At 66.5% G+C, this 17,924-nt stretch carries 17 protein-coding genes; 12 read left to right on the top strand and 5 right to left on the bottom strand.

From position 1 onward, the window contains the following. Window positions 1-4: 4 nt before the first annotated feature. Entirely contained in the window at window positions 5-295 is a 291-nt protein-coding gene (locus AWC06_RS09170; RefSeq protein WP_085196562.1) for a DUF1330 domain-containing protein, read from the top strand. After that, complete coding sequence (locus tag AWC06_RS09165) at window positions 292-975, top strand: uracil-DNA glycosylase (protein ID WP_085196560.1); 684 nt, start codon at window positions 292-294, stop codon at window positions 973-975. The genes AWC06_RS09170 and AWC06_RS09165 overlap by 4 nt, the downstream gene beginning before the upstream one ends. Window positions 976-979: 4 nt before the next feature. On the opposite strand, the gene rpmB is transcribed toward AWC06_RS09165, so the two are convergent. Beyond that, window positions 980-1,174, bottom strand: coding sequence for a 50S ribosomal protein L28 (rpmB, locus tag AWC06_RS09160; RefSeq protein ID WP_085196558.1), 195 nt, complete (start codon window positions 1,172-1,174; stop codon window positions 980-982). Window positions 1,175-1,397: 223 nt separating this feature from the next. On the opposite strand from rpmB, the gene AWC06_RS09155 reads away from it, so the two are divergent. From AWC06_RS09155 to AWC06_RS09145, 3 genes are read left to right on the top strand one after another with little or no spacing between them, the layout of a single operon-like run. Next, on the top strand, window positions 1,398-3,044 hold the full coding sequence (locus AWC06_RS09155; RefSeq protein WP_211281936.1) for a DAK2 domain-containing protein: 1,647 nt from the start codon (window positions 1,398-1,400) through the stop codon (window positions 3,042-3,044). Between the two features lie 2 nt (window positions 3,045-3,046). Then, window positions 3,047-5,269 (top strand): ATP-dependent DNA helicase RecG, encoded by a 2,223-nt coding sequence (gene recG / locus AWC06_RS09150; protein ID WP_085196553.1) that lies wholly within the window; start codon window positions 3,047-3,049, stop codon window positions 5,267-5,269. Continuing rightward, window positions 5,266-5,979 (top strand): HNH endonuclease family protein, encoded by a 714-nt coding sequence (locus tag AWC06_RS09145; protein ID WP_085196551.1) that lies wholly within the window; start codon window positions 5,266-5,268, stop codon window positions 5,977-5,979. The genes recG and AWC06_RS09145 overlap by 4 nt, the downstream gene beginning before the upstream one ends. A 10-nt stretch (window positions 5,980-5,989) precedes the next feature. Here AWC06_RS09145 and AWC06_RS09140 read toward each other — a convergent pair whose 3' ends face one another. The 3 genes from AWC06_RS09140 to AWC06_RS09130 form a co-directional block, all read right to left on the bottom strand. Continuing rightward, on the bottom strand, window positions 5,990-6,883 hold the full coding sequence (locus tag AWC06_RS09140; protein WP_085196549.1) for a DUF6159 family protein: 894 nt from the start codon (window positions 6,881-6,883) through the stop codon (window positions 5,990-5,992). 115 nt (window positions 6,884-6,998) lie between these two features. Next, complete coding sequence (locus AWC06_RS09135) at window positions 6,999-7,841, bottom strand: aldo/keto reductase (RefSeq protein WP_085196640.1); 843 nt, start codon at window positions 7,839-7,841, stop codon at window positions 6,999-7,001. A gap of 6 nt (window positions 7,842-7,847) precedes the next feature. Beyond that, the gene (locus tag AWC06_RS09130; protein WP_085196547.1) at window positions 7,848-8,690 is read right to left on the bottom strand and encodes an aldo/keto reductase; all 843 of its coding nucleotides are present in this window, start codon (window positions 8,688-8,690) and stop codon (window positions 7,848-7,850) included. Here AWC06_RS09130 and AWC06_RS09125 point away from each other — a divergent pair. The 6 genes from AWC06_RS09125 (at window position 8,689) to coaD (ending at window position 15,702) form a co-directional block, all read left to right on the top strand. Continuing rightward, complete coding sequence (locus AWC06_RS09125) at window positions 8,689-9,771, top strand: alpha/beta hydrolase (RefSeq protein ID WP_085196545.1); 1,083 nt, start codon at window positions 8,689-8,691, stop codon at window positions 9,769-9,771. The genes AWC06_RS09130 and AWC06_RS09125 overlap by 2 nt on opposite strands. 65 nt (window positions 9,772-9,836) lie before the next feature. Next, the gene (locus AWC06_RS09120; RefSeq protein WP_085196543.1) at window positions 9,837-10,601 is read left to right on the top strand and encodes a DsbA family protein; all 765 of its coding nucleotides are present in this window, start codon (window positions 9,837-9,839) and stop codon (window positions 10,599-10,601) included. An 8-nt stretch (window positions 10,602-10,609) separates the two neighbouring features. Beyond that, the gene (locus tag AWC06_RS09115; RefSeq protein ID WP_372458087.1) at window positions 10,610-11,245 is read left to right on the top strand and encodes a vitamin K epoxide reductase family protein; all 636 of its coding nucleotides are present in this window, start codon (window positions 10,610-10,612) and stop codon (window positions 11,243-11,245) included. A 16-nt stretch (window positions 11,246-11,261) separates the two neighbouring features. Continuing rightward, the gene (locus tag AWC06_RS09110; RefSeq protein WP_085196541.1) at window positions 11,262-14,645 is read left to right on the top strand and encodes a pyruvate carboxylase; all 3,384 of its coding nucleotides are present in this window, start codon (window positions 11,262-11,264) and stop codon (window positions 14,643-14,645) included. Further along, window positions 14,642-15,196 (top strand): 16S rRNA (guanine(966)-N(2))-methyltransferase RsmD, encoded by a 555-nt coding sequence (gene rsmD / locus AWC06_RS09105; RefSeq protein ID WP_085196539.1) that lies wholly within the window; start codon window positions 14,642-14,644, stop codon window positions 15,194-15,196. The genes AWC06_RS09110 and rsmD overlap by 4 nt, the downstream gene beginning before the upstream one ends. Before the next feature lie 23 nt (window positions 15,197-15,219). Beyond that, window positions 15,220-15,702 (top strand): pantetheine-phosphate adenylyltransferase, encoded by a 483-nt coding sequence (coaD, locus tag AWC06_RS09100; protein WP_085196537.1) that lies wholly within the window; start codon window positions 15,220-15,222, stop codon window positions 15,700-15,702. Window positions 15,703-15,792: 90 nt separating this feature from the next. Here the strand turns inward: coaD and AWC06_RS09095 are convergent, their stop codons facing one another. Then, window positions 15,793-16,962 carry a permease gene (locus AWC06_RS09095; protein WP_227371039.1) on the bottom strand — a complete coding sequence of 390 codons (1,170 nt, stop codon included), beginning with the start codon at window positions 16,960-16,962 and terminating at the stop codon, window positions 15,793-15,795. 208 nt (window positions 16,963-17,170) lie between these two features. Here AWC06_RS09095 and sepIVA point away from each other — a divergent pair, with 208 nt between their 5' ends. Continuing rightward, window positions 17,171-17,908, top strand: a complete 738-nt coding sequence (gene sepIVA, locus AWC06_RS09090; protein WP_085196535.1) for a cell division protein SepIVA — start codon at window positions 17,171-17,173, stop codon at window positions 17,906-17,908. Window positions 17,909-17,924 lie beyond the last annotated feature (16 nt).

Below are 17,924 nucleotides of genomic sequence, written 5' to 3'. Positions count from 1 at the left end.
AAAAGTGACCGTCTACGCCATTGCCCAGCTGCGGTTCACCGACCGCGCCGCTTACGACCGCTATCAGGCAAGGTTCATGCAGGTGTTCAATGACTACCAGGGCACGCTGCTGGCCGCCGACGAGTCGCCCCAGGTCATCGAGGGCCAGTGGGACCGTGAGAAGGTGGTACTGATGTCCTTTCCCGACCAGGCCGCGTTTAGGCGGTGGGCCGAATCGACTGAATACCAAGAGATTTCGAAACACCGCCGCGCGGGCGCCGACACCGTGGTTCTGCTTGCGGAGGGGCTGGCGTGACGGCGCGGCCGCTACGTGAACTGGTCGACGGCGGCTGGGCGCAGGCCCTGGAGCCGGTCAGCGAAAAGGTCGCCGAGATGGGCCGGTTCCTGCGCGCCGAAATCGCGGCCGGGCGCGGCTACCTGCCCGCGGGTGAGAATGTGTTGCGCGCCTTCACTTTTCCCTTCGACGAGGTTCGGATACTGATCGTCGGCCAGGATCCCTATCCGACGCCGGGGCACGCGGTCGGGCTGAGCTTCTCGGTGGGTGAGGCGGTGCGGCCACTGCCGCGGAGTCTGGAGAACATCTTCGCCGAATATGCCAGCGACTTGGGCTATCCGGCGCCGTCGTGCGGCGACCTGACGCCGTGGGCAAAGCGTGGCGTGATGCTGCTCAACCGCGTACTCACCGTCCAGCCCGGTAACCCGGCATCACATCGCGGCAAGGGCTGGGAGGCCGTCACCGAATGCGCCATCCGCGCGCTGGTGGATCGCCGTAAGCCGATGGTGGCCATCCTGTGGGGTCGCGACGCCTCGACGCTGAAGCCGATGCTGGCGGGCCAAGACTGTGTCGCGATCGAATCGCCGCATCCCTCGCCGTTGTCGGCGTCGCGCGGGTTCTTCGGCTCGCGCCCGTTCAGCCGTGCGAACGAGCTGCTCACGCAGATGGGTGCCGAGCCTGTGGACTGGCGACTGCCGTAGGCGATTAGCCGCGGGTGACCCGGCCGGCCTTGATGCAGGACGTGCAGACGTTGAGGCGGTGCTTGTTGCCCCCGGGGCGGCTGGCGACCCGCACGGTCTGGATGTTGGGATCCCAGCGACGGCTGGTCCGGCGATGCGAGTGCGACACCGACTTGCCGAAGCCGGGGCGCTTCCCGCAGATGTCGCAGACGGCGGCCATAGGTGAAACTCCTTAAAACTTTGGGGGCGCAGCAACCGGTTACGGGTGGCCCGACAACCTGGCCAGAATAGCTGGCGAAGGGTGGAACCGCCAAAACGATCAACACTCGCCGGGCACGTCGTGACCTGTGCTGTCGCCGGTACTGGATAGGCTGGCGCCCACCGGTGGAGGCCGAGGAGGTGGGTCAAGGTTGGGGTCGGGGCCGGGCGGGGCGGACCGCCCATTGGATGCGGCTGCGCTGCGCCAATGGGCCCATACCGCCGTCAGTGACCTCATCACCCACATCGACGAGATCAATCGGCTCAACGTGTTCCCGGTTGCCGATTCCGACACCGGCATCAACATGTTGTTCACCATGCGCTCGGCGCTGGCCGAGGCGAATACGGAGGCAGGCTCCGGTGACGTCGCCCGGGTGGCGGCCGCCCTGTCCGCGGGCGCCCTGAACGGGGCGCGCGGCAACTCCGGGGTGATCCTGTCCCAGATTCTTCGCGGCATCGCCGACGTCACCGGCGCCGCCGCCGACGCCGAGGGCGAACTGCCTGAGATCGACGCGGCCACCCTCGGCGCCGCGTTGCGTCACGGCGTGGACCTGGTCGTCGCCTCGATGGGCGGCCGCAAGATCCCCGGGACGATCGTCTCGGTATTGCAGGCCGCGGGCGACGCCGTCGAACAGTGCGCGAACACCGGGGAGGGGCTGGCCCGCGCGGTCACTGCCGCCGGCGACGCCGCGGTGGTCGCATTGGAAAAAACCCCCGAGCAGCTCGACGTGCTGGGTGAGGCCGGTGCGGTTGACGCCGGCGGACGGGGTCTGCTGGTGCTGCTCGACGCGTTGCGCTCGACGATCACCGGGCAGGCGCCGGCTCGCACGGTCTACCAGCCAGCACCGCGCCGACCGGCTGCCGAACCCGCCGCCGAACATCGGGGGCCGCAATTTGAAGTGATGTATCTGCTCGGCGGTTGTGACGCCGCGGGGGCGGACGCGCTGCGGGACCGCCTCGGCCAACTCGGTGACTCGGTGGGCATCGCGACGTCGGCTTCCGAGGCGTCCGGCGCCGGGGGCGGTTACTCGGTACACGTGCACACCGACGACGCGGGAGCGGCCGTCGAGGCGGGTCTGGAGTTCGGCCGTCCCCACCGAATCCAGATTTCCGCGCTGACAGGCGCCACCGGCCTGCCGCCCGGCAGCTGGACGCGAGAGCGCGCCGTGGTGGCCGTGGTCGACGGCGACGGCGCGGCAGAGTTGTTCGCCGGCGAGGGGGCCTGCGTGCTGCGGCCCGACCCGGACGCCACCGACCCGATGATCGGCGTCAGCGCCCAGCAGCTGTTGCGTGCTGTGGTGGACACCGGGGCCGCGCAGGTGATGGTGTTGCCCAACGGCTATGTGGCCGCCGAGGAACTGGTGGCCGGCTGCACTGCAGCCATCGGCTGGGGCATCGACGTGGTGCCCCTGCCGACCGGATCGATGGTGCAGGGATTGGCCGCGCTGGCCGTCCACGAACCGGGACGGCAAGCCGTCGACGACGGCTTCACCATGGCCCGCGCGGCCGGCGCCGCTCGGCATGGGTCTGTGCGCATCGCCACCGAACGAGCGCTGACCTGGGCCGGCACCTGTGAACCGGGCAACGGGCTGGGCATCGCCGGCGACGAGGTCCTGATCGTGGCCGACGACGTCGCGTCTGCGGCGACGGGCCTGATCGATCTGCTGTTGGCCGCGGGAGGTGAGCTGGTGACGGTGCTGGTGGGAACCGACGTTGACCCCGCGGTCGGCCACGCACTCCAACAGCATGCGCACGACAATCACCCGGGCATCGAGCTGGTGAGCTATCGCACTGGGCACCGCGGCGACGCGCTGCTGATCGGAGTCGAGTAGCCGTGGCGACGCTGACCGACCGGCTGGATTACGTCATCGGCGCAAAGTCCGCCCGCCCCCTCGGTGAGGTCTTCGGCATGCGCACGGTCGACGACCTGTTGCGCCATTACCCGCGCAGCTACCTCGAAGGCACGACGGTGCGTGGCGCCGACAAGGAGCGGCCGCCCGAGGGTGAACACGTCACGCTCGTCGACGTGATCACCGGCGCTGTGTCGAGGCCGATGAAGAAGCGCCCCAAAGAGAAATACCTGATCATCACGATCGGCTCCGGGCGAAGCAAGGTTACCGCCACGTTCTTCAACACCAAGAAGTGGTTCGAGGATCAGCTGGTCAGAGGGACCCGGGTGATGCTCTCCGGAGAGGTGGGATATTTCCGGGGCACCATGCAACTCACTCATCCCGATTTCCTGGTGCTGGACTCCGCGGACGGCAAGCAGCACGGCAGCAGATCGCTGCGCATGATCGCTCACGCCTCGCAGGCGGTCAGTGGCGAGGTGCTGCAATCGGAGTTCGAGCGGGCGTTCTACCCGATCTATCCGGCCAGCACCAAGCTGCAGAGCTGGGACATCTTCTCCTGCGTGCGACAGGTGCTCGACGTGCTCGACCCGGTTCCCGAGCTGCTACCGGACGCGGTGCTGGCCGAACATGGCCTGATTTCCGAAGACGAGGCACTGCGGGCCATTCACCTGGCCGAAGACGAGGCAGAGCGGCGGCGTGCCCGAGAGCGGCTGACCTTCGACGAGGCGGTCGGGTTGCAGTGGGCGCTGGTATCTCGTCGCCACGGCGAACTCTCTCAATCCGGGCCGGCGGCGGCACCGCGCCCGGACGGATTGGCACAACAACTGTTGCAGCGCTTGCCATTCGAACTGACCACCGGCCAACGTGACGTACTAAAAGTGCTGTCCGCAGAAATCGCGGCGACGCGACCGATGAACCGGCTGCTGCAGGGTGAAGTGGGCTCGGGCAAGACCATCCTCGCGGTGCTTGCGATGCTGCAGATGATCGACGCCGGCTACCAGTGCGCCCTATTGGCGCCGACGGAAGTCCTTGCCGCGCAACATCTTCAATCCATGAATCAGGTATTGGGACCGCTGGCCATGGCCGGCCAGCTCGGCGGCGCCGAGGACGCCACCCGGGTGGCGCTGCTGACCGGCTCGATGTCCGCTGCGCAGAAGAAACAGGTTCTCGGTGAGGTCGCCAGCGGCCAGGTCGGCATTGTCGTCGGCACCCACGCCCTGCTGCAAGAGGCGGTGGAGTTTCACCGGCTGGGCATGGTCGTCGTCGACGAGCAGCACCGGTTCGGTGTCGAGCAGCGAGACCAGTTGCGGGCCAAGGCCCCTGCGGGCACCACGCCGCATCTGCTGGTGATGACGGCGACCCCGATACCGCGGACCGTTGCGTTGACCGTCTACGGCGACCTGGAGACCTCGACGCTGCGCGAACTTCCCCGCGGGCGACAGCCGATCAGCACCAACACCATCTTCGTCAAAGACAAGCCGGCCTGGCTGGACCGGGCCTGGCGGCGCATCATCGAGGAGGTCGCCGCCGGCCATCAGGCCTATGTGGTGGCGCCCCGAATCGATGAGAGCGACAACGGCGGTCCGGTCGAAGAGGGCGGAAGACGTTCGGAGACAGCGGTAGACCTGTTCGCGCGCCTGCGCCGACGGGAACTGGCAAACCTGCGGCTTGGACTCATGCATGGGCGGCTCTCCGCTGAGGAGAAGGACGCAGTGATGGCGGCGTTTCGCGCCGGCGACATCGACGTGCTGGTGTGCACTACGGTCATCGAGGTCGGCGTCGACGTGCCAAATGCGACCGTGATGCTGGTGATGGACGCCGACCGGTTCGGCATCAGCCAGTTGCATCAGCTGCGTGGCCGCATCGGCCGCGGGTCGCATCCGAGCCTGTGCCTGCTCGCGACGTGGTCATCGCCCGATTCTCATGCCGGCCGGCGACTACAGGCCGTCGCCGCCACACTCGACGGGTTCAAGTTGGCTGACCTCGATCTCGAGGAGCGTAGGGAGGGAGATGTATTGGGCCGCAACCAATCCGGCCGTGCCATCACGCTGCGGTTGCTGTCGCTGGCTCAGCACCGACAAATCATCGAGGCGGCTCGGGAGCTGTGCGAACAGGTCTACGACGACGAGCCGGCGCATCCCGGATTGACACTGCTGGCGGCACCATTCACCGGCACGGAGCGCATCGACTACCTGGACAAGTCTTGAGCCGGAAAACGTTGCTGTGGCTGGCGGCGATCGCGGTGCTCGCCATACTGGTCGCCTATCAGGTGCTGGAATCGTCGGCGGGACAGCGCGCCGACGAGTTCTCCGCGCAGGCCGACGTGCCGACGGTGCAGCCCGGTGTCGACGTATTGGGCGGAATCGCGGTGGTGCCGGCCAGGATCCATCGCTATGACTACCGTCGCGCCGCGTTCGGCGAGGCCTGGACCGATGAGACCGATGCACCCGGCGGCTACAACGGATGCGACACCCGCGACGACATTCTCAACCGTGACCTCGTCGACAAGACATATGTGTCGATCAAACGCTGCCCCGACGCCGTCGCGACCGGCACACTGCACGACCCGTACACCAACGCCACCATCGACTTCCATCGCGGCGCCGGAATCGGAGCGTCGGTGCAAATCGATCACATCGTGCCGCTGGCGCTGGCCTGGGACATGGGGGCCTACGGCTGGCCTGATGCCCAACGGACCCGCTTTGCCAACGACCCGGCCAACCTGCTGGCGGTGTCCGGCAAGGCAAACGAGGACAAGGGCGATTCCCAACCGGCCCTGTGGATGCCGCCGAATCACGCGTTTTGGTGCCAGTACGCCATGCAGTTCATCGCCGTGGCACGGGGTTACGCGCTCCCGGTCGACCAGGCTTCGGCCGATGTGCTGCGTCAGGCTGCAGGAACCTGTCCCGCGGCCTAGTGCGACGCCGTCACAACGGGCGCCCGGTGGTGGGATCCGCTCCGTAGTTTCGTTGAGGCCGTGTGCCTCCCGTGAATGCGGCCTGCAGCAGCCGGCCGTCGAACCCGCCCGGCGCCGCGCCGGTGACCGCGTACTGGTAGACGGCGACGCGGAAGATCTGGCTCAGCGCACTGGAGATGAACGAGACGACGAGGATGGCCGCGACCGCGAGGGCCACGAATGCGCCGGCCAGCAACGGCAGCCCGGCCCCGGCCAGCGCGCTGAAGCCCACGCCGCCGACCACCGCGATCGCGAAGCTGACCAGGAAGGTCACCACGCCGATCGTGGCCGCGCCCGTCGCGCCCTCGCCCCAACGGGCCTTGACGACGGCCGCCGAGCGTTTCAGCGAGTCCAACGGCCCGGTGCCCTCGAGCGCGACCACCGGGACCACGAAGAATGTTGCGACGGCCCACGCGGCGCCGGCCAGCCAGACCACGATCTTGCCCGCGAGCGGTACCCGGTCTTCGATCGCTCGCAGGATCAGGCCGACGGTGGTTGTCACGAAGCTCCAGCCGAGGATCGGGCCGAGCCGGTTCGCGGCGGCGCTGATCCCCTCGCCGACCTTGGTGTCTTCCCCGCGCATCGAGCGAGCGGCGCAAGCGGCGAGCGCAACATTGAAAAAGATGGCGATGAACGTCGACACATAGGCCATGGCCACCCCGGCGACCCAATAGACGGGATTCTGTTGGTCCACCTGCCTGCCCTCGAACACGCCGCCGATGAGCAAGGCCGGCACCCAGATTGCGATCACGGCGAGGATCGCGAAGAGGGTCGACAGGATTGGGAAGATCACCAGTGATCGGTCGCGCGTCAAAACTTCCCAGCTCTGCTTCGTCAGCGCCCAACCGCGCGAGATTCTGTCCATTGCTGCTCCCGGTGGATCATTGGCCGCTCCGGGGTTGCTGGCTCTTGCCAAAGAGTTCGCTGGCGCGGCGCTGTGAGCGGTATCCTAGCCCGCCGCGGCCTGCGCCATATTGGATTCAGACACCGGTGTAGGTCAGCGGATCCTCACGCAGCCGGGTGCCGTCGTTGAGCCCGTTGAGGGCGTCCATGTGCTCGGCGGCCAGTTCGAAATCGAAGATGTCGAAGTTGCTGGCGATGCGCTCCGGGTTGGCCGAACGCGGGATGACGACGTTGCCCAGCTGCAGGCTCCACCGGATCAGCACCTGTGCCGGGGTGCGGCTGTATTCGGCGGCGATGGAAGTCACCGTTGGGTTCTCCAAAAGCCGGCCGATGCCCAGCGGGCTGTACGCCTCGGTGACGATGTTGTGCTGGGCGTTGACCGCGCGCAGCTCGGCCTGGTTGAGCAACGGATGCAACTCGATCTGGTTGACCGCGGGCGTGACAAACGACAGCTCTATAACCGTCGACAGATGCTCCTCGGTGAAGTTGCACACTCCGATCGAGCGGGTCAAACCTTGTGCACGGCACTGGATCAAGCCGCCCCAACTGTCCACATACTTTCCCAGTTGTGCGGCAGGCCAGTGGATCAGGTAGAGATCGAGATACTCCAAGCCGAGCCGCTCCAGGCTGACCTTGCAGGCCTCCTGGGTGGTGGTGAAACCCTGGTCGGCGTTGGCCAGCTTGGTTGTGACGAACAATTCGGCGCGGGGAATCCCGGAGGCCGCGATCGCGCGCCCGACGGCTTCTTCGTTGCCGTATACCGCGGCGGTGTCAATGAGCCGGTAGCCCATCTCCAGCGCCGCCGATACCGCGCGCTCGGTTTCGGCGTCGGACAATTCGGCGACGCCGAGGCCCAATACCGGCATCGTGTTCTCGTCATTGAGTGCTACCGAAGGGACGGCGCCCGACTCGCCGGTCAAGGTCATTCACCTGCCTGTGAAATTGAAGGTTCGTGGATCAGGGCCAAGCCGGTTCCCGTCATCGAGCGAGGAGATCGCCGCCATGTCCGCTGCGCTGAGTTCGAAATCGAACACGTCGAAGTTGCTCGCAATCCGCGTGGGGTTCACCGACTTGGGGATCACGATATTACCGAGCTGAAGATGCCACCGAATCAACACCTGCGCCGGTGTCCGGCCGCAGCGCTCGGCGACCGCGGTGACGCTCGGATGCGTCAGCAGCGAACCCTGGCCCAGCGGCGCCCACGCCTCGGTCGCAATGCCCAGGCGGGCGTGCACGTCCCGCAACGCGGTCTGCGGAAATCGTGGATGCAACTCGACTTGGTTGACGGCGGGCACAATCCCGGTGGCGTCGATGAGGACCTTGAGATGCTCGGGCTCGAAATTGCTTACCCCGATGGAGCGAATCCGGCCTTGGTCGCGCAGGTGGGCGAACGCCTTGAAGGTGTCGGCGAACTTGTTGGCCTGGGGCATCGGCCAATGGATCAGGTACAAGTCCAGATACTCCTCGAGATACCCGCCGAGCCGGTCCATGCTGGCCTCGAACGCCGTCAGCGTGCTGTCGTAGCCCTGGTCGGCGTTCCACAGCTTGGTGACCAAGAACAGTTCTTCTCTTGGCACCCCGGACGCGGCTACCGCGCGGCCGGTCTCGCGTTCGTTGTTGTACATTGCCGCGGTGTCGATATGGCGGTAGCCGGCCTGCAGCGCGGCGCCCACCGCCTGCTCGGTGTCCGTCGGCGGAATCTTGAAGACACCGAAGCCGACGGCGGGAATGCCGTTACCGTCGTTCAGGGTGACTATGGGAGCAGCCATGACGAAAAGTCTGCCAGGTGCGCCGCGGGTCAGCCGACTGCACAGTGTCGCCATCAACATCGGCCTCAAGGTCATCCCGTGGGTGCCGACCGGTACCACGCGGCTGCTCACCGGGGGCCGCGCGGTCACGATCGACGGCAACACACTGGATCCCACGTTGCAGCTGATGCTGACTGCACAGCGAGCCGTCGGCATCAACGGCTTGACCGTCCACAAGGACCCGGTCGCCTCCCGGGCCCAGGCACTGGCGATGACTCGGGCGTTTAGCGGTCCGCAGATCCACGTCGGGGTCAGCGACGTGTCGATACCCGGACCGGCCGGCGAGATCGCGGCCCGGCACTACCGCCCGGCCTGCGGCGAGCCGACGCCGCTGCTGGTCTTCTACCACGGCGGTGGCTTTGTGATCGGTGACCTGGACACCCATGACGCGCTGTGCCGGTTGACCTGCCGCGACGCCGGCATCCATGTGCTGTCGATCGGTTACCGGCTGGCGCCCGAGCACCCGGCGCCGGCCGCCGTCGACGACGCCCACGCGGCGTTTCGGTGGGCCTGCGAGCACGTGGATGACCTTGGGGCGATCCCCGGCAAGGTCGCCGTCGGTGGCGACAGCGCGGGCGGCAACCTCGCAGCCGTGGTGTCTCAGCTGACGCGCGACCGCGGCGAGCCGATGCCGGTGCTGCAGTGGTTGCTCTATCCGATCACTGACATCGACGCCCGGACCCGGTCGCGGACCCTGTTTGCCGACGGCTTTGTGCTGACCAAGCGGGACATGGACTGGTTCCACGAGCAATACCTCGGGGCCTCCGAGCTAGAGCGGACGGATCCGCGGGTGTCGCCGCTGCTGGCCGAGAACCTCGCCGGGTTGCCGCCAGCGCTGATCGCCATCGCGGGTTTCGACCCGCTGCGCGACGAGGGCGAGCAGTACGCCTCGGCGCTGCGAGCTGCCGGTACCGCCGTCGACCTACGCTCGATGGGGTCGCTGACACATGTCTTCGCCAACCTGTTCCCGCTCGGCGGAGGCAGTGCCGTGGCCACCTCCGAGTTGATCTCGGCATTGCGCGCCCACCTCAGCCGGGTCTGACCGGCCGCCGCTGGCGCCGGTACGCTAGATGCGCTATCGCCGACGCCAGGAGGATCAGCCAGCCCATGGGGGCCAAAGCCAATAACCAGAAACGCCCCGGCTATGACCTGAACGCCGCCGGGCGCAGACGCGATCTGGCGATCAGAATCGGGCTTACCTCGATCGTGGTCATCTTCGCCGTCGTCCTCGTCGGCTATATCGTCATCTCGCATCACAAGAAGGGCGCCGGCGACGCGCGGCCGGTGCGGGTGACGTCGAGCAAACTGGTCACCAAGGACGGCAGCCACGACCCCAAGGCGGTGGTGTCGTTCTACGAGGACTTCCTCTGCCCGGCCTGCGGCAACTTCGAGCGGTCGTTCGGGCCGACGGTATCCAAGCTGATCGACACGGGCGCCATCGCCGCCGACTACTACATGGTCAGCATCCTCGACAGCCCGCGGAACGAGAATTACTCGTCGCGGGCCGGGGCCGCCGCCTATTGTGTCGCCGACGAATCCATCGACGCGTTCCGCCGGTTCCACAGCGCGCTGTTCAGCAAGGAACTGCAGCCGGCCGAGACCGCGTCGGCTTTTCCCGACAACGCACGGCTGATCGAGATCGCCCGGGTTGACGGCGCTGCAGGCAAGGTTCCGGGCTGCATCAAGGCCGGCAAGTATGTGCCGATGGTCGACGGCATGGCTACCGCCGCAGGCATTCACGCCACCCCGACCATCCGCATCAACGGCCAGGAGTATGACCCGTCGACGCCCGACGCATTTGTCGCCAAGATCAAAGAGATCGTCGGGAATGTGCCGGGTATCGACACGGCGGCGACTCCGCCGGCGCAGTGAGCACCGCGCTGTCAGCCGAACCCGGCCCGTCGCTGGGCGATTCGGCATCGCGGTCAGTGCCGGCATCGTCGGTGGCGCTGCCCAGCGCGTGGTGGGTGCTGATCGCCGGGCTGGTAGGGCTGGCGGGTTCGGCGGCGCTGACGGTTGAGAAGATCGCGATCTTGCGCAATCCCTCATATGTGCCCTCGTGCAACTTCAACCCGATAGTGTCATGCGGTTCGGTGATGACAACGCCGCAGGCTTCGGTGCTGGGATTTCCCAATTCATTGATCGGCATCGCGGCATTCAGCGTCGTCGTCGTAACTGGTGTGCTGGCCGTGGCGAATGTTCCTCTGCCGCAGTGGTATTGGATCGGGCTGACGGCCGCGACACTGGTCGGCGCGGCGTTCGTGCACTGGCTGATCTTCCAAAGTCTGTACCGCATCGGGGCGCTCTGCCCGTATTGCATGGCGGTATGGGTGGTCACCATCACGCTGCTTGTGGTCGTCGCCTCGATCGCGTTTCGGCCGGCCGGCGAGAATGGGGGCGGCGCAGTGGGGCGCGAGCTCTACCGATGGCGGTGGTCAATCGCCACGCTCTGGTTCACCGCAGTCTTTCTGTTGATCTTGGCCCGGTTTTGGGACTACTGGTCGACGCTCCTGTAGAACGAAAGGGCCGCGCGTGATTTCCAAAGTGCTGGTTGCCAATCGCGGCGAAATCGCGATCCGAGCATTTCGCGCGGCCTACGAACTGGGTATCGGCACGGTCGCCGTCTATCCATACGAGGACCGCAACTCGCAGCATCGGCTCAAGGCCGATGAGTCCTACCAAATCGGCGAGGTCGGTCACCCGGTGCGCGCATACCTGTCGGTCGACGAAATCGTCGAAACCGCCCTCAACGCCGGCGCGGACGCCGTCTACCCGGGTTATGGCTTCTTGTCGGAGAACCCCGAGTTGGCCGCGGCTTGTGCGGCCGCCGGCATCACGTTCGTCGGCCCCAGCGCCGAAGTACTCAAGCTGACCGGAAACAAGTCCCGGGCCATCGCCGCAGCCCGCGAAGCGGGCCTGCCGGTATTGCGGTCTTCGGCGCCGTCGGCGTCGGTCGACGAGCTGGTAACTGCGGCCGACGGGATGCGGTTTCCGTTGTTCGTCAAGGCCGTTGCCGGCGGCGGGGGCCGCGGCATGCGCCGCGTCAGCGATGTCGCCGCGCTGCCCGAAGCGATCGAAGCCGCCAGCAGGGAAGCGGAGTCGGCGTTCGGCGACCCGACGGTCTATCTCGAACAGGCCGTGGTCAAGCCGCGTCACATCGAGGTGCAGATCCTGGCCGACAACCACGGCCACGTCATGCACCTCTACGAGCGCGACTGCAGTGTGCAGCGCCGGCACCAAAAGGTCATCGAGCTGGCGCCCGCACCGAACCTGAGCGGCGAGCTGCGCGACAAGATATGCGCCGACGCAGCCGCTTTCGCGCGTCACATCGGATACAGCTGCGCCGGCACGGTCGAGTTCCTGCTGGACGAGCACGGCAACTACGTCTTCATCGAGATGAATCCGCGGATTCAGGTCGAGCACACCGTGACCGAGGAGATCACCGACGTCGACCTGGTTTCCAGCCAGCTGCGCATCGCCGCCGGCGAGACCCTCGATCAGCTGGGCCTGCGTCAGGAGGACATCCGGCCGCACGGAGCCGCGCTGCAATGCCGGATCACCACCGAGGACCCGGCCAACGGGTTCCGGCCCGACACCGGCCGGATCAGCGCGTTGCGTACCCCCGGCGGTGCCGGAATCCGGCTGGACGGCAGCACCAATCTGGGCGCGGAGATCGGCGCTCACTTCGATTCCATGCTGGTCAAGCTGACCTGTCGGGGCCGCGACTTCCCGACGGCGGTGACAAGGGCACGCCGGGCGATCGCCGAATTCCGGATTCGTGGAGTGTCGACAAATATCCCGTTCCTGCAAGCGGTTTTGGATGACCCAGACTTCCAGGCCGGCCACATCACCACATCGTTCATCGACGAGCGCCCACAGCTGCTGACCGCGCGCGCTTCGGCCGACCGCGGCACGAAGATCCTCAATTACCTCGCCGATGTGACGGTCAACAAGCCGCACGGCTCGCGCCCGTCAACGGTGTACCCGCACGACAAGCTGCCCGACATCGACCTCGATGTCCCGCCGCCCGCGGGCTCCAAGCAACGGCTCGTCGAGTTGGGACCCGAGCGCTTCGCGCGCTGGCTGCGCGACTCCCCGGCGGTGGGCGTCACCGACACGACATTCCGCGACGCCCACCAGTCGCTGCTTGCCACCCGGGTCCGCACAAGCGGGCTGATGATGGTGGCACCGTATCTCGCCCGGACTGTCCCTGAGCTGCTGTCCGTGGAGTGCTGGGGTGGCGCGACCTATGACGTGGCGCTGCGGTTCCTCAAGGAGGATCCGTGGGAGCGGCTGGCGACGTTGCGTGAAGCCATACCCAACATCTGCCTGCAGATGCTGCTGCGCGGCCGCAATACGGTTGGCTACACGCCATATCCGGAGCTTGTCACTTCGGCGTTCGTGGAGGAAGCGACCGCCACCGGGATCGACATCTTCCGAATCTTCGACGCGCTCAACAACGTCGAATCTATGCGGCCTGCCATCGACGCGGTACGCCAAACAGGTTCGGCGATAGCCGAAGTCGCGATGTGCTACACGGGTGATCTGTCCGATCCGGATGAGCGGCTGTACACGCTGGACTATTACCTGAAGCTGGCCGAGCAGATCGTGGATGCGGGGGCACACGTGCTGGGCATCAAGGACATGGCGGGGTTGCTGCGACCGCCGGCGGCACAACGGCTGGTCAGCGCGCTGCGGAGTCGCTTCGAGCTGCCCGTGCACGTGCACACCCACGACACACCCGGCGGGCAGCTGGCCAGCTACGTCGCTGCGTGGCGCGCGGGGGCCAGCGCCGTCGACGGTGCCGCCGCGCCGATGGCCGGAACCACCAGCCAGCCCGCGCTGAGCTCGATCGTCGCCGCCGCCGCGCACACCGAATACGACAGCGGCCTGTCGCTGTCGGCTGTGTGTGCGCTGGAGCCCTATTGGGAGGCGCTGCGAAAGGTGTATGCGCCGTTCGAATCTGGGCTGCCCGGGCCGACAGGCCGGGTCTATCACCATGAGATTCCGGGCGGCCAGCTGTCCAATCTGCGCCAGCAGGCGATCGCGCTGGGTTTGGGGGACCGGTTCGAGGAGGTCGAAGAGGCCTACGCCGGTGCCGATCGGGTGCTCGGCAGGCTGATCAAGGTCACCCCGTCATCGAAGGTGGTCGGAGATCTGGCGCTGGCTCTGGTCGGTGCCGGGGTCAGCGCAGACGAATTCGCCTCCGACCCAAGTCGATTCGATATCCCGGAATCGGTGCTTGGGTTTTTGCGAGGCGAGCTCGGTGACCCTCCGGGCGGGTGGCCCGAACCACTGCGTACGACGGCGTTGGAGGGTCGCGGCCCGGCCAAGCCCGTCCAGCAATTGACCGCCGAAGACGAAGCCGCCCTGTCATTGACAGGATGCAAGCGTCAGGCCACGCTGAACCGACTCTTATTCCCTGGTCCGACAAAGGAATTCGAGGAACATCGGGAAACATACGGGGATACTTCGCAGTTGTCGGCCAACCAGTTCTTCTACGGCCTGCGTCAAGGCGAGGAGCACCGGGTGAAGCTGGAACGCGGCGTTGAGCTGTTGATCGGCCTGGAGGCCATCTCCGAACCCGACGAGCGCGGCATGCGCACGGTGATGTGCATCCTCAACGGCCAGCTGCGCCCGGTGCTGGTGCGTGACCGCAGCATTGCCAGCACCGTTCCGGTCGCCGAGAAAGCCGATCGGACAAATCCGGGCCACATCGCCGCACCGTTCGCCGGGGTCGTCACCGTCGGTGTCGCCGAGGGCGATCAGGTGAGCGCCGGCCAGACCATCGCCACCATCGAGGCCATGAAGATGGAAGCTCCGATCACCGCCCCCGCCGACGCCACCGTGCAGCGGGTGGCGGTGTCGACCACCGCCCAGGTGGAGGGCGGTGACCTGCTGATGGTGCTGACCTGACGCGAATCATCGGTGGTGTAGCCGGCGGACGGCGCATCGCGGTTCCACCGCGGGGAACCAGGCCGACAACCGACCGGGTCCGCGAGTCACTGTTCAACATCCTGACCGCGCGGCGGGACCTGGCCGGGGTATCGGTGCTCGACCTCTATGCCGGCTCGGGCGCGCTGGGTTTGGAGGCGCTCTCACGCGGAGCGGCGTCAGTGCTGTTCGTCGAGTCCGACCAGCGCAGCGCGGCGGTCATCGCGCGCAACATCGCGACCCTCGGTCTGGCCGGGGCCACGCTGCGCCGTGCGCCGGTGGCCGCCGTGCTCGCCGGCGGCGCCGCGTCGCCGGTCGATCTCGTGTTGGCCGATCCGCCGTATGAGCTCGAGATCGCCGAGATTCACGCCGTTTTGGCGGCGCTGACCACCCACGGCTGGACGCACGAGGGAACCGTCGCGGTCGTCGAGCGGGCGTCCGGGGGTGAGCCGCTGGGCTGGCCGGCCGATTGGCATCCCTGGGAGCCGCGAGTTTACGGCGACACCCGTTTGGAGCTGGCCGAACGGCTTTGAGCCACCGTGTAGCGTCATTTGTCATGAGCGGTGCGGTATGCCCGGGATCGTTCGACCCGGTGACGCTGGGCCACATCGATGTTTTCGAACGCGCGGCGGCCCAGTTCGACGAGGTGGTGGTCGCGATTCTGACCAACCCCGACAAAAAAGGGATGTTCGACCTCGACGAGCGGATCGCGATGATCGAGGAGTCGACGACGCATCTGCCGAACCTGCGGGTGGAGGCCGGACAAGGTCTGGTGGTCGACTTCGTGACCTCCCACGGGATGACCGCGATCGTCAAGGGGCTGCGCACCGGCACCGACTTCGAGTACGAACTCCAGATGGCACAGATGAACAAGCACATCGCCGGCGTGGACACCTTCTTCGTCGCGACCGCGCCGCGATATTCCTTCGTGTCGTCGTCGTTGGCCAAGGAGGTCGCGATGCTCGGCGGCGACGTGTCCGAGCTATTGCCCGAGCCGGTGAACCGCCGATTCCGCGAAAGGCTTCGCGGGCGCGCATAACAGCGGCATCCGATGTCATCGAGATTGCAGCTATGGTCGTGATTCGGTGAAAAGTACGACCACAGCGGCAATCTCGGTGATCGAGCGTTGTCAGCCGCAGTGTTCGTGCTCGGCGTCCGGGGAGCCGCCCATCATGCGCAGCATCGGGATGCCGCCTGTGGCGACGAACCGTGCGACGAGCACCGCCGCGGCGGCGAGGAAAACGATGTTCAGCCAGGTGGTGTAGTTCCAAGAGATGGCGGAGTGCATCACCGTCGCGTTGCGTTGCGACGGAATGAGATTGGCTGTGCCGAAGATAAATTCCACGAGGTACCCGGCTGCGATCATCGCGGCGTAGAACGTGCCCAGCAGCGTCAGCATCATCCGCGTGCCGTAATACTTCCGGTAGATGTTCAGGATGGGCAGGATCAGCAGGTCGGCGAAAATGAATGCGACGACACCGCCGAAGCTGATGCCGCCATTCCACAGCACCGCGGCCAGTGGCACGTTGCCGATCGAGCAGACGAACGAGGCGATCGCGACGACGGGTCCCACGATCGGTCCCCACAGCGCTGAGAGCACTGGGTGGTCAGCGAAAAAGAAATGATGCCAAAAGGTTTCGGGTACCCAGGCAGCGATAGCGCCGGCAATCAACAGCCCCAGGACGAGATCACGAAGTATCGCCGTCCATTCCATCACGAAAACGTGTGAGACCGAGGTCAGACCTGGCCGCGAGAACAGCCGCCGCCAAAACGAGCCCTCGCCCTGGATCGACATGTCCATTGCCGCATGGCCTTCCATCGACCCGGCGATGCCTCGCTCGGCTTGCCGACGGGCGGCATCGATGAGCCGCGAGCGTACGAACAGCCGGAACAGCAATGCCAGCGCCACGATCATCAGCGGGCCACCGACGAACTCCGCGGCGGTGAACTGCCAGCCCATCAGCAGAGCCAGGATGATCCCCAACTCCACCACCAGGTTGGTGGAGCCGATCTCGAAGGCCATTGCGGCGGTGAAGTCGGCGCCCTTGCGGAACAGTGACCGGGCCAATGCCACCGCGGCGTACGAGCACGACGACGACGCGGCACCCAGCCCCGCGGCGACTGCCAGCGTGCGCGGCCGGTCGTCGCCCATCAGGGCCACGATCGTCGAGCGCCGCACCACCGCCTGGACCACTGCCGACAGGGCGAAACCGACGATCAAGGCCCACAGGATCTCCCAGGTCATCGAGCCCGCCAGGACCAACGCATGCCCGACCGCCGCAATCGCTTCGTGTACCACCAGACCTCCACTACGGCGCGATGCCGCCTTCGCGGTGCGCCATCCATGATTGCCGCAAATCTGCCCGACCCGACATAATGACGGCAAGTGTGCAGGTGGGTGGCGCGGCCCGAGATTGCCAATCCCGACACACCGGGCAGGACAACCCAGTCACAGAGGTAACAACAGGCACACTGGTAACAACAAACGATGCCGGGAGGATGTTGCCGTGTACCGAGTTTTTGAAGCGCTCGACGAGCTGGGCGCCATTGTCGAGGAAGCCCGTGGCGTGCCGATGACCGCGGGCTGCGTGGTGCCTCGCGGCGACGTGCTCGAGCTGATCGACGACATCAAGGATGCGATCCCCGGCGAGCTGGACGACGCGCAGGACGTGCTCGACGCCCGCGACGCGCTGCTGCATGACGCCAAAACCCATGCCGATTCCATGGTGTCCTCGGCGACCACCGAATCGGACTCGTTGCTCAACCACGCCCGCTCGGAGGCGGACCGGCTCCTGTCCGAGGCCAAGGCGCAGGCCGACCGCATGGTGGGCGAGGCGCGCCAGCACAGCGAGCAGATGGTTGCCGAGGCGCGTGAGGAAGCGGTTCGCATCGCCGCGGCGGCCAAACGCGAGTACGAGGCCACCACCAGCCGCGCCAAGGCGGAATGCGACCGGCTGGTCGAAAACGGCAACATCTCCTACGAGAAAGCCGTGCAAGAGGGCATCAAGGAACAGCAGCGCCTGGTGTCCCAGACCGAGGTCGTCCAGGCGGCCAACGCCGAGTCGACCCGTCTCATCGACGCGGCGCACGCCGAAGCCGACCGGTTGCGCGGTGAATGCGACATCTACGTCGACGCGAAGCTGGCCGAGTTCGAAGAGTTCCTCAACGGCACCCTGCGTTCGGTCAACCGAGGCCGCCACCAATTGCGGACCGCGGCAGGCATGCACGACTACGCACAGCGGTAGTACGGGGTTGTTTGGC

The organism is Mycobacterium fragae (genome assembly GCF_002102185.1).
Classification (GTDB): domain Bacteria; phylum Actinomycetota; class Actinomycetes; order Mycobacteriales; family Mycobacteriaceae; genus Mycobacterium; species Mycobacterium fragae.
The sequence above is the reverse complement of the archived record's forward strand: the minus strand, read 5'-3'. Positions and strand labels throughout refer to the sequence as shown.

Excerpts from the sequence above, each read along its gene's own strand:
- rpmB (WP_085196558.1), bottom strand. The coding sequence starts at position 1,174 with ATGGCCGCCGTCTGCGACATCTGCGGGAAGCGCCCCGGCTTCGGCAAG.
- AWC06_RS09140 (WP_085196549.1), bottom strand. The coding sequence starts at position 6,883 with ATGGACAGAATCTCGCGCGGTTGGGCGCTGACGAAGCAGAGCTGGGAA.
- AWC06_RS09125 (WP_085196545.1), top strand. The coding sequence starts at position 8,689 with ATGACGAAAAGTCTGCCAGGTGCGCCGCGGGTCAGCCGACTGCACAGT.
- AWC06_RS09130 (WP_085196547.1), bottom strand. The coding sequence starts at position 8,690 with ATGGCTGCTCCCATAGTCACCCTGAACGACGGTAACGGCATTCCCGCC.
- AWC06_RS09120 (WP_085196543.1), top strand. The coding sequence starts at position 9,837 with ATGGGGGCCAAAGCCAATAACCAGAAACGCCCCGGCTATGACCTGAAC.
- coaD (WP_085196537.1), top strand. The coding sequence starts at position 15,220 with ATGAGCGGTGCGGTATGCCCGGGATCGTTCGACCCGGTGACGCTGGGC.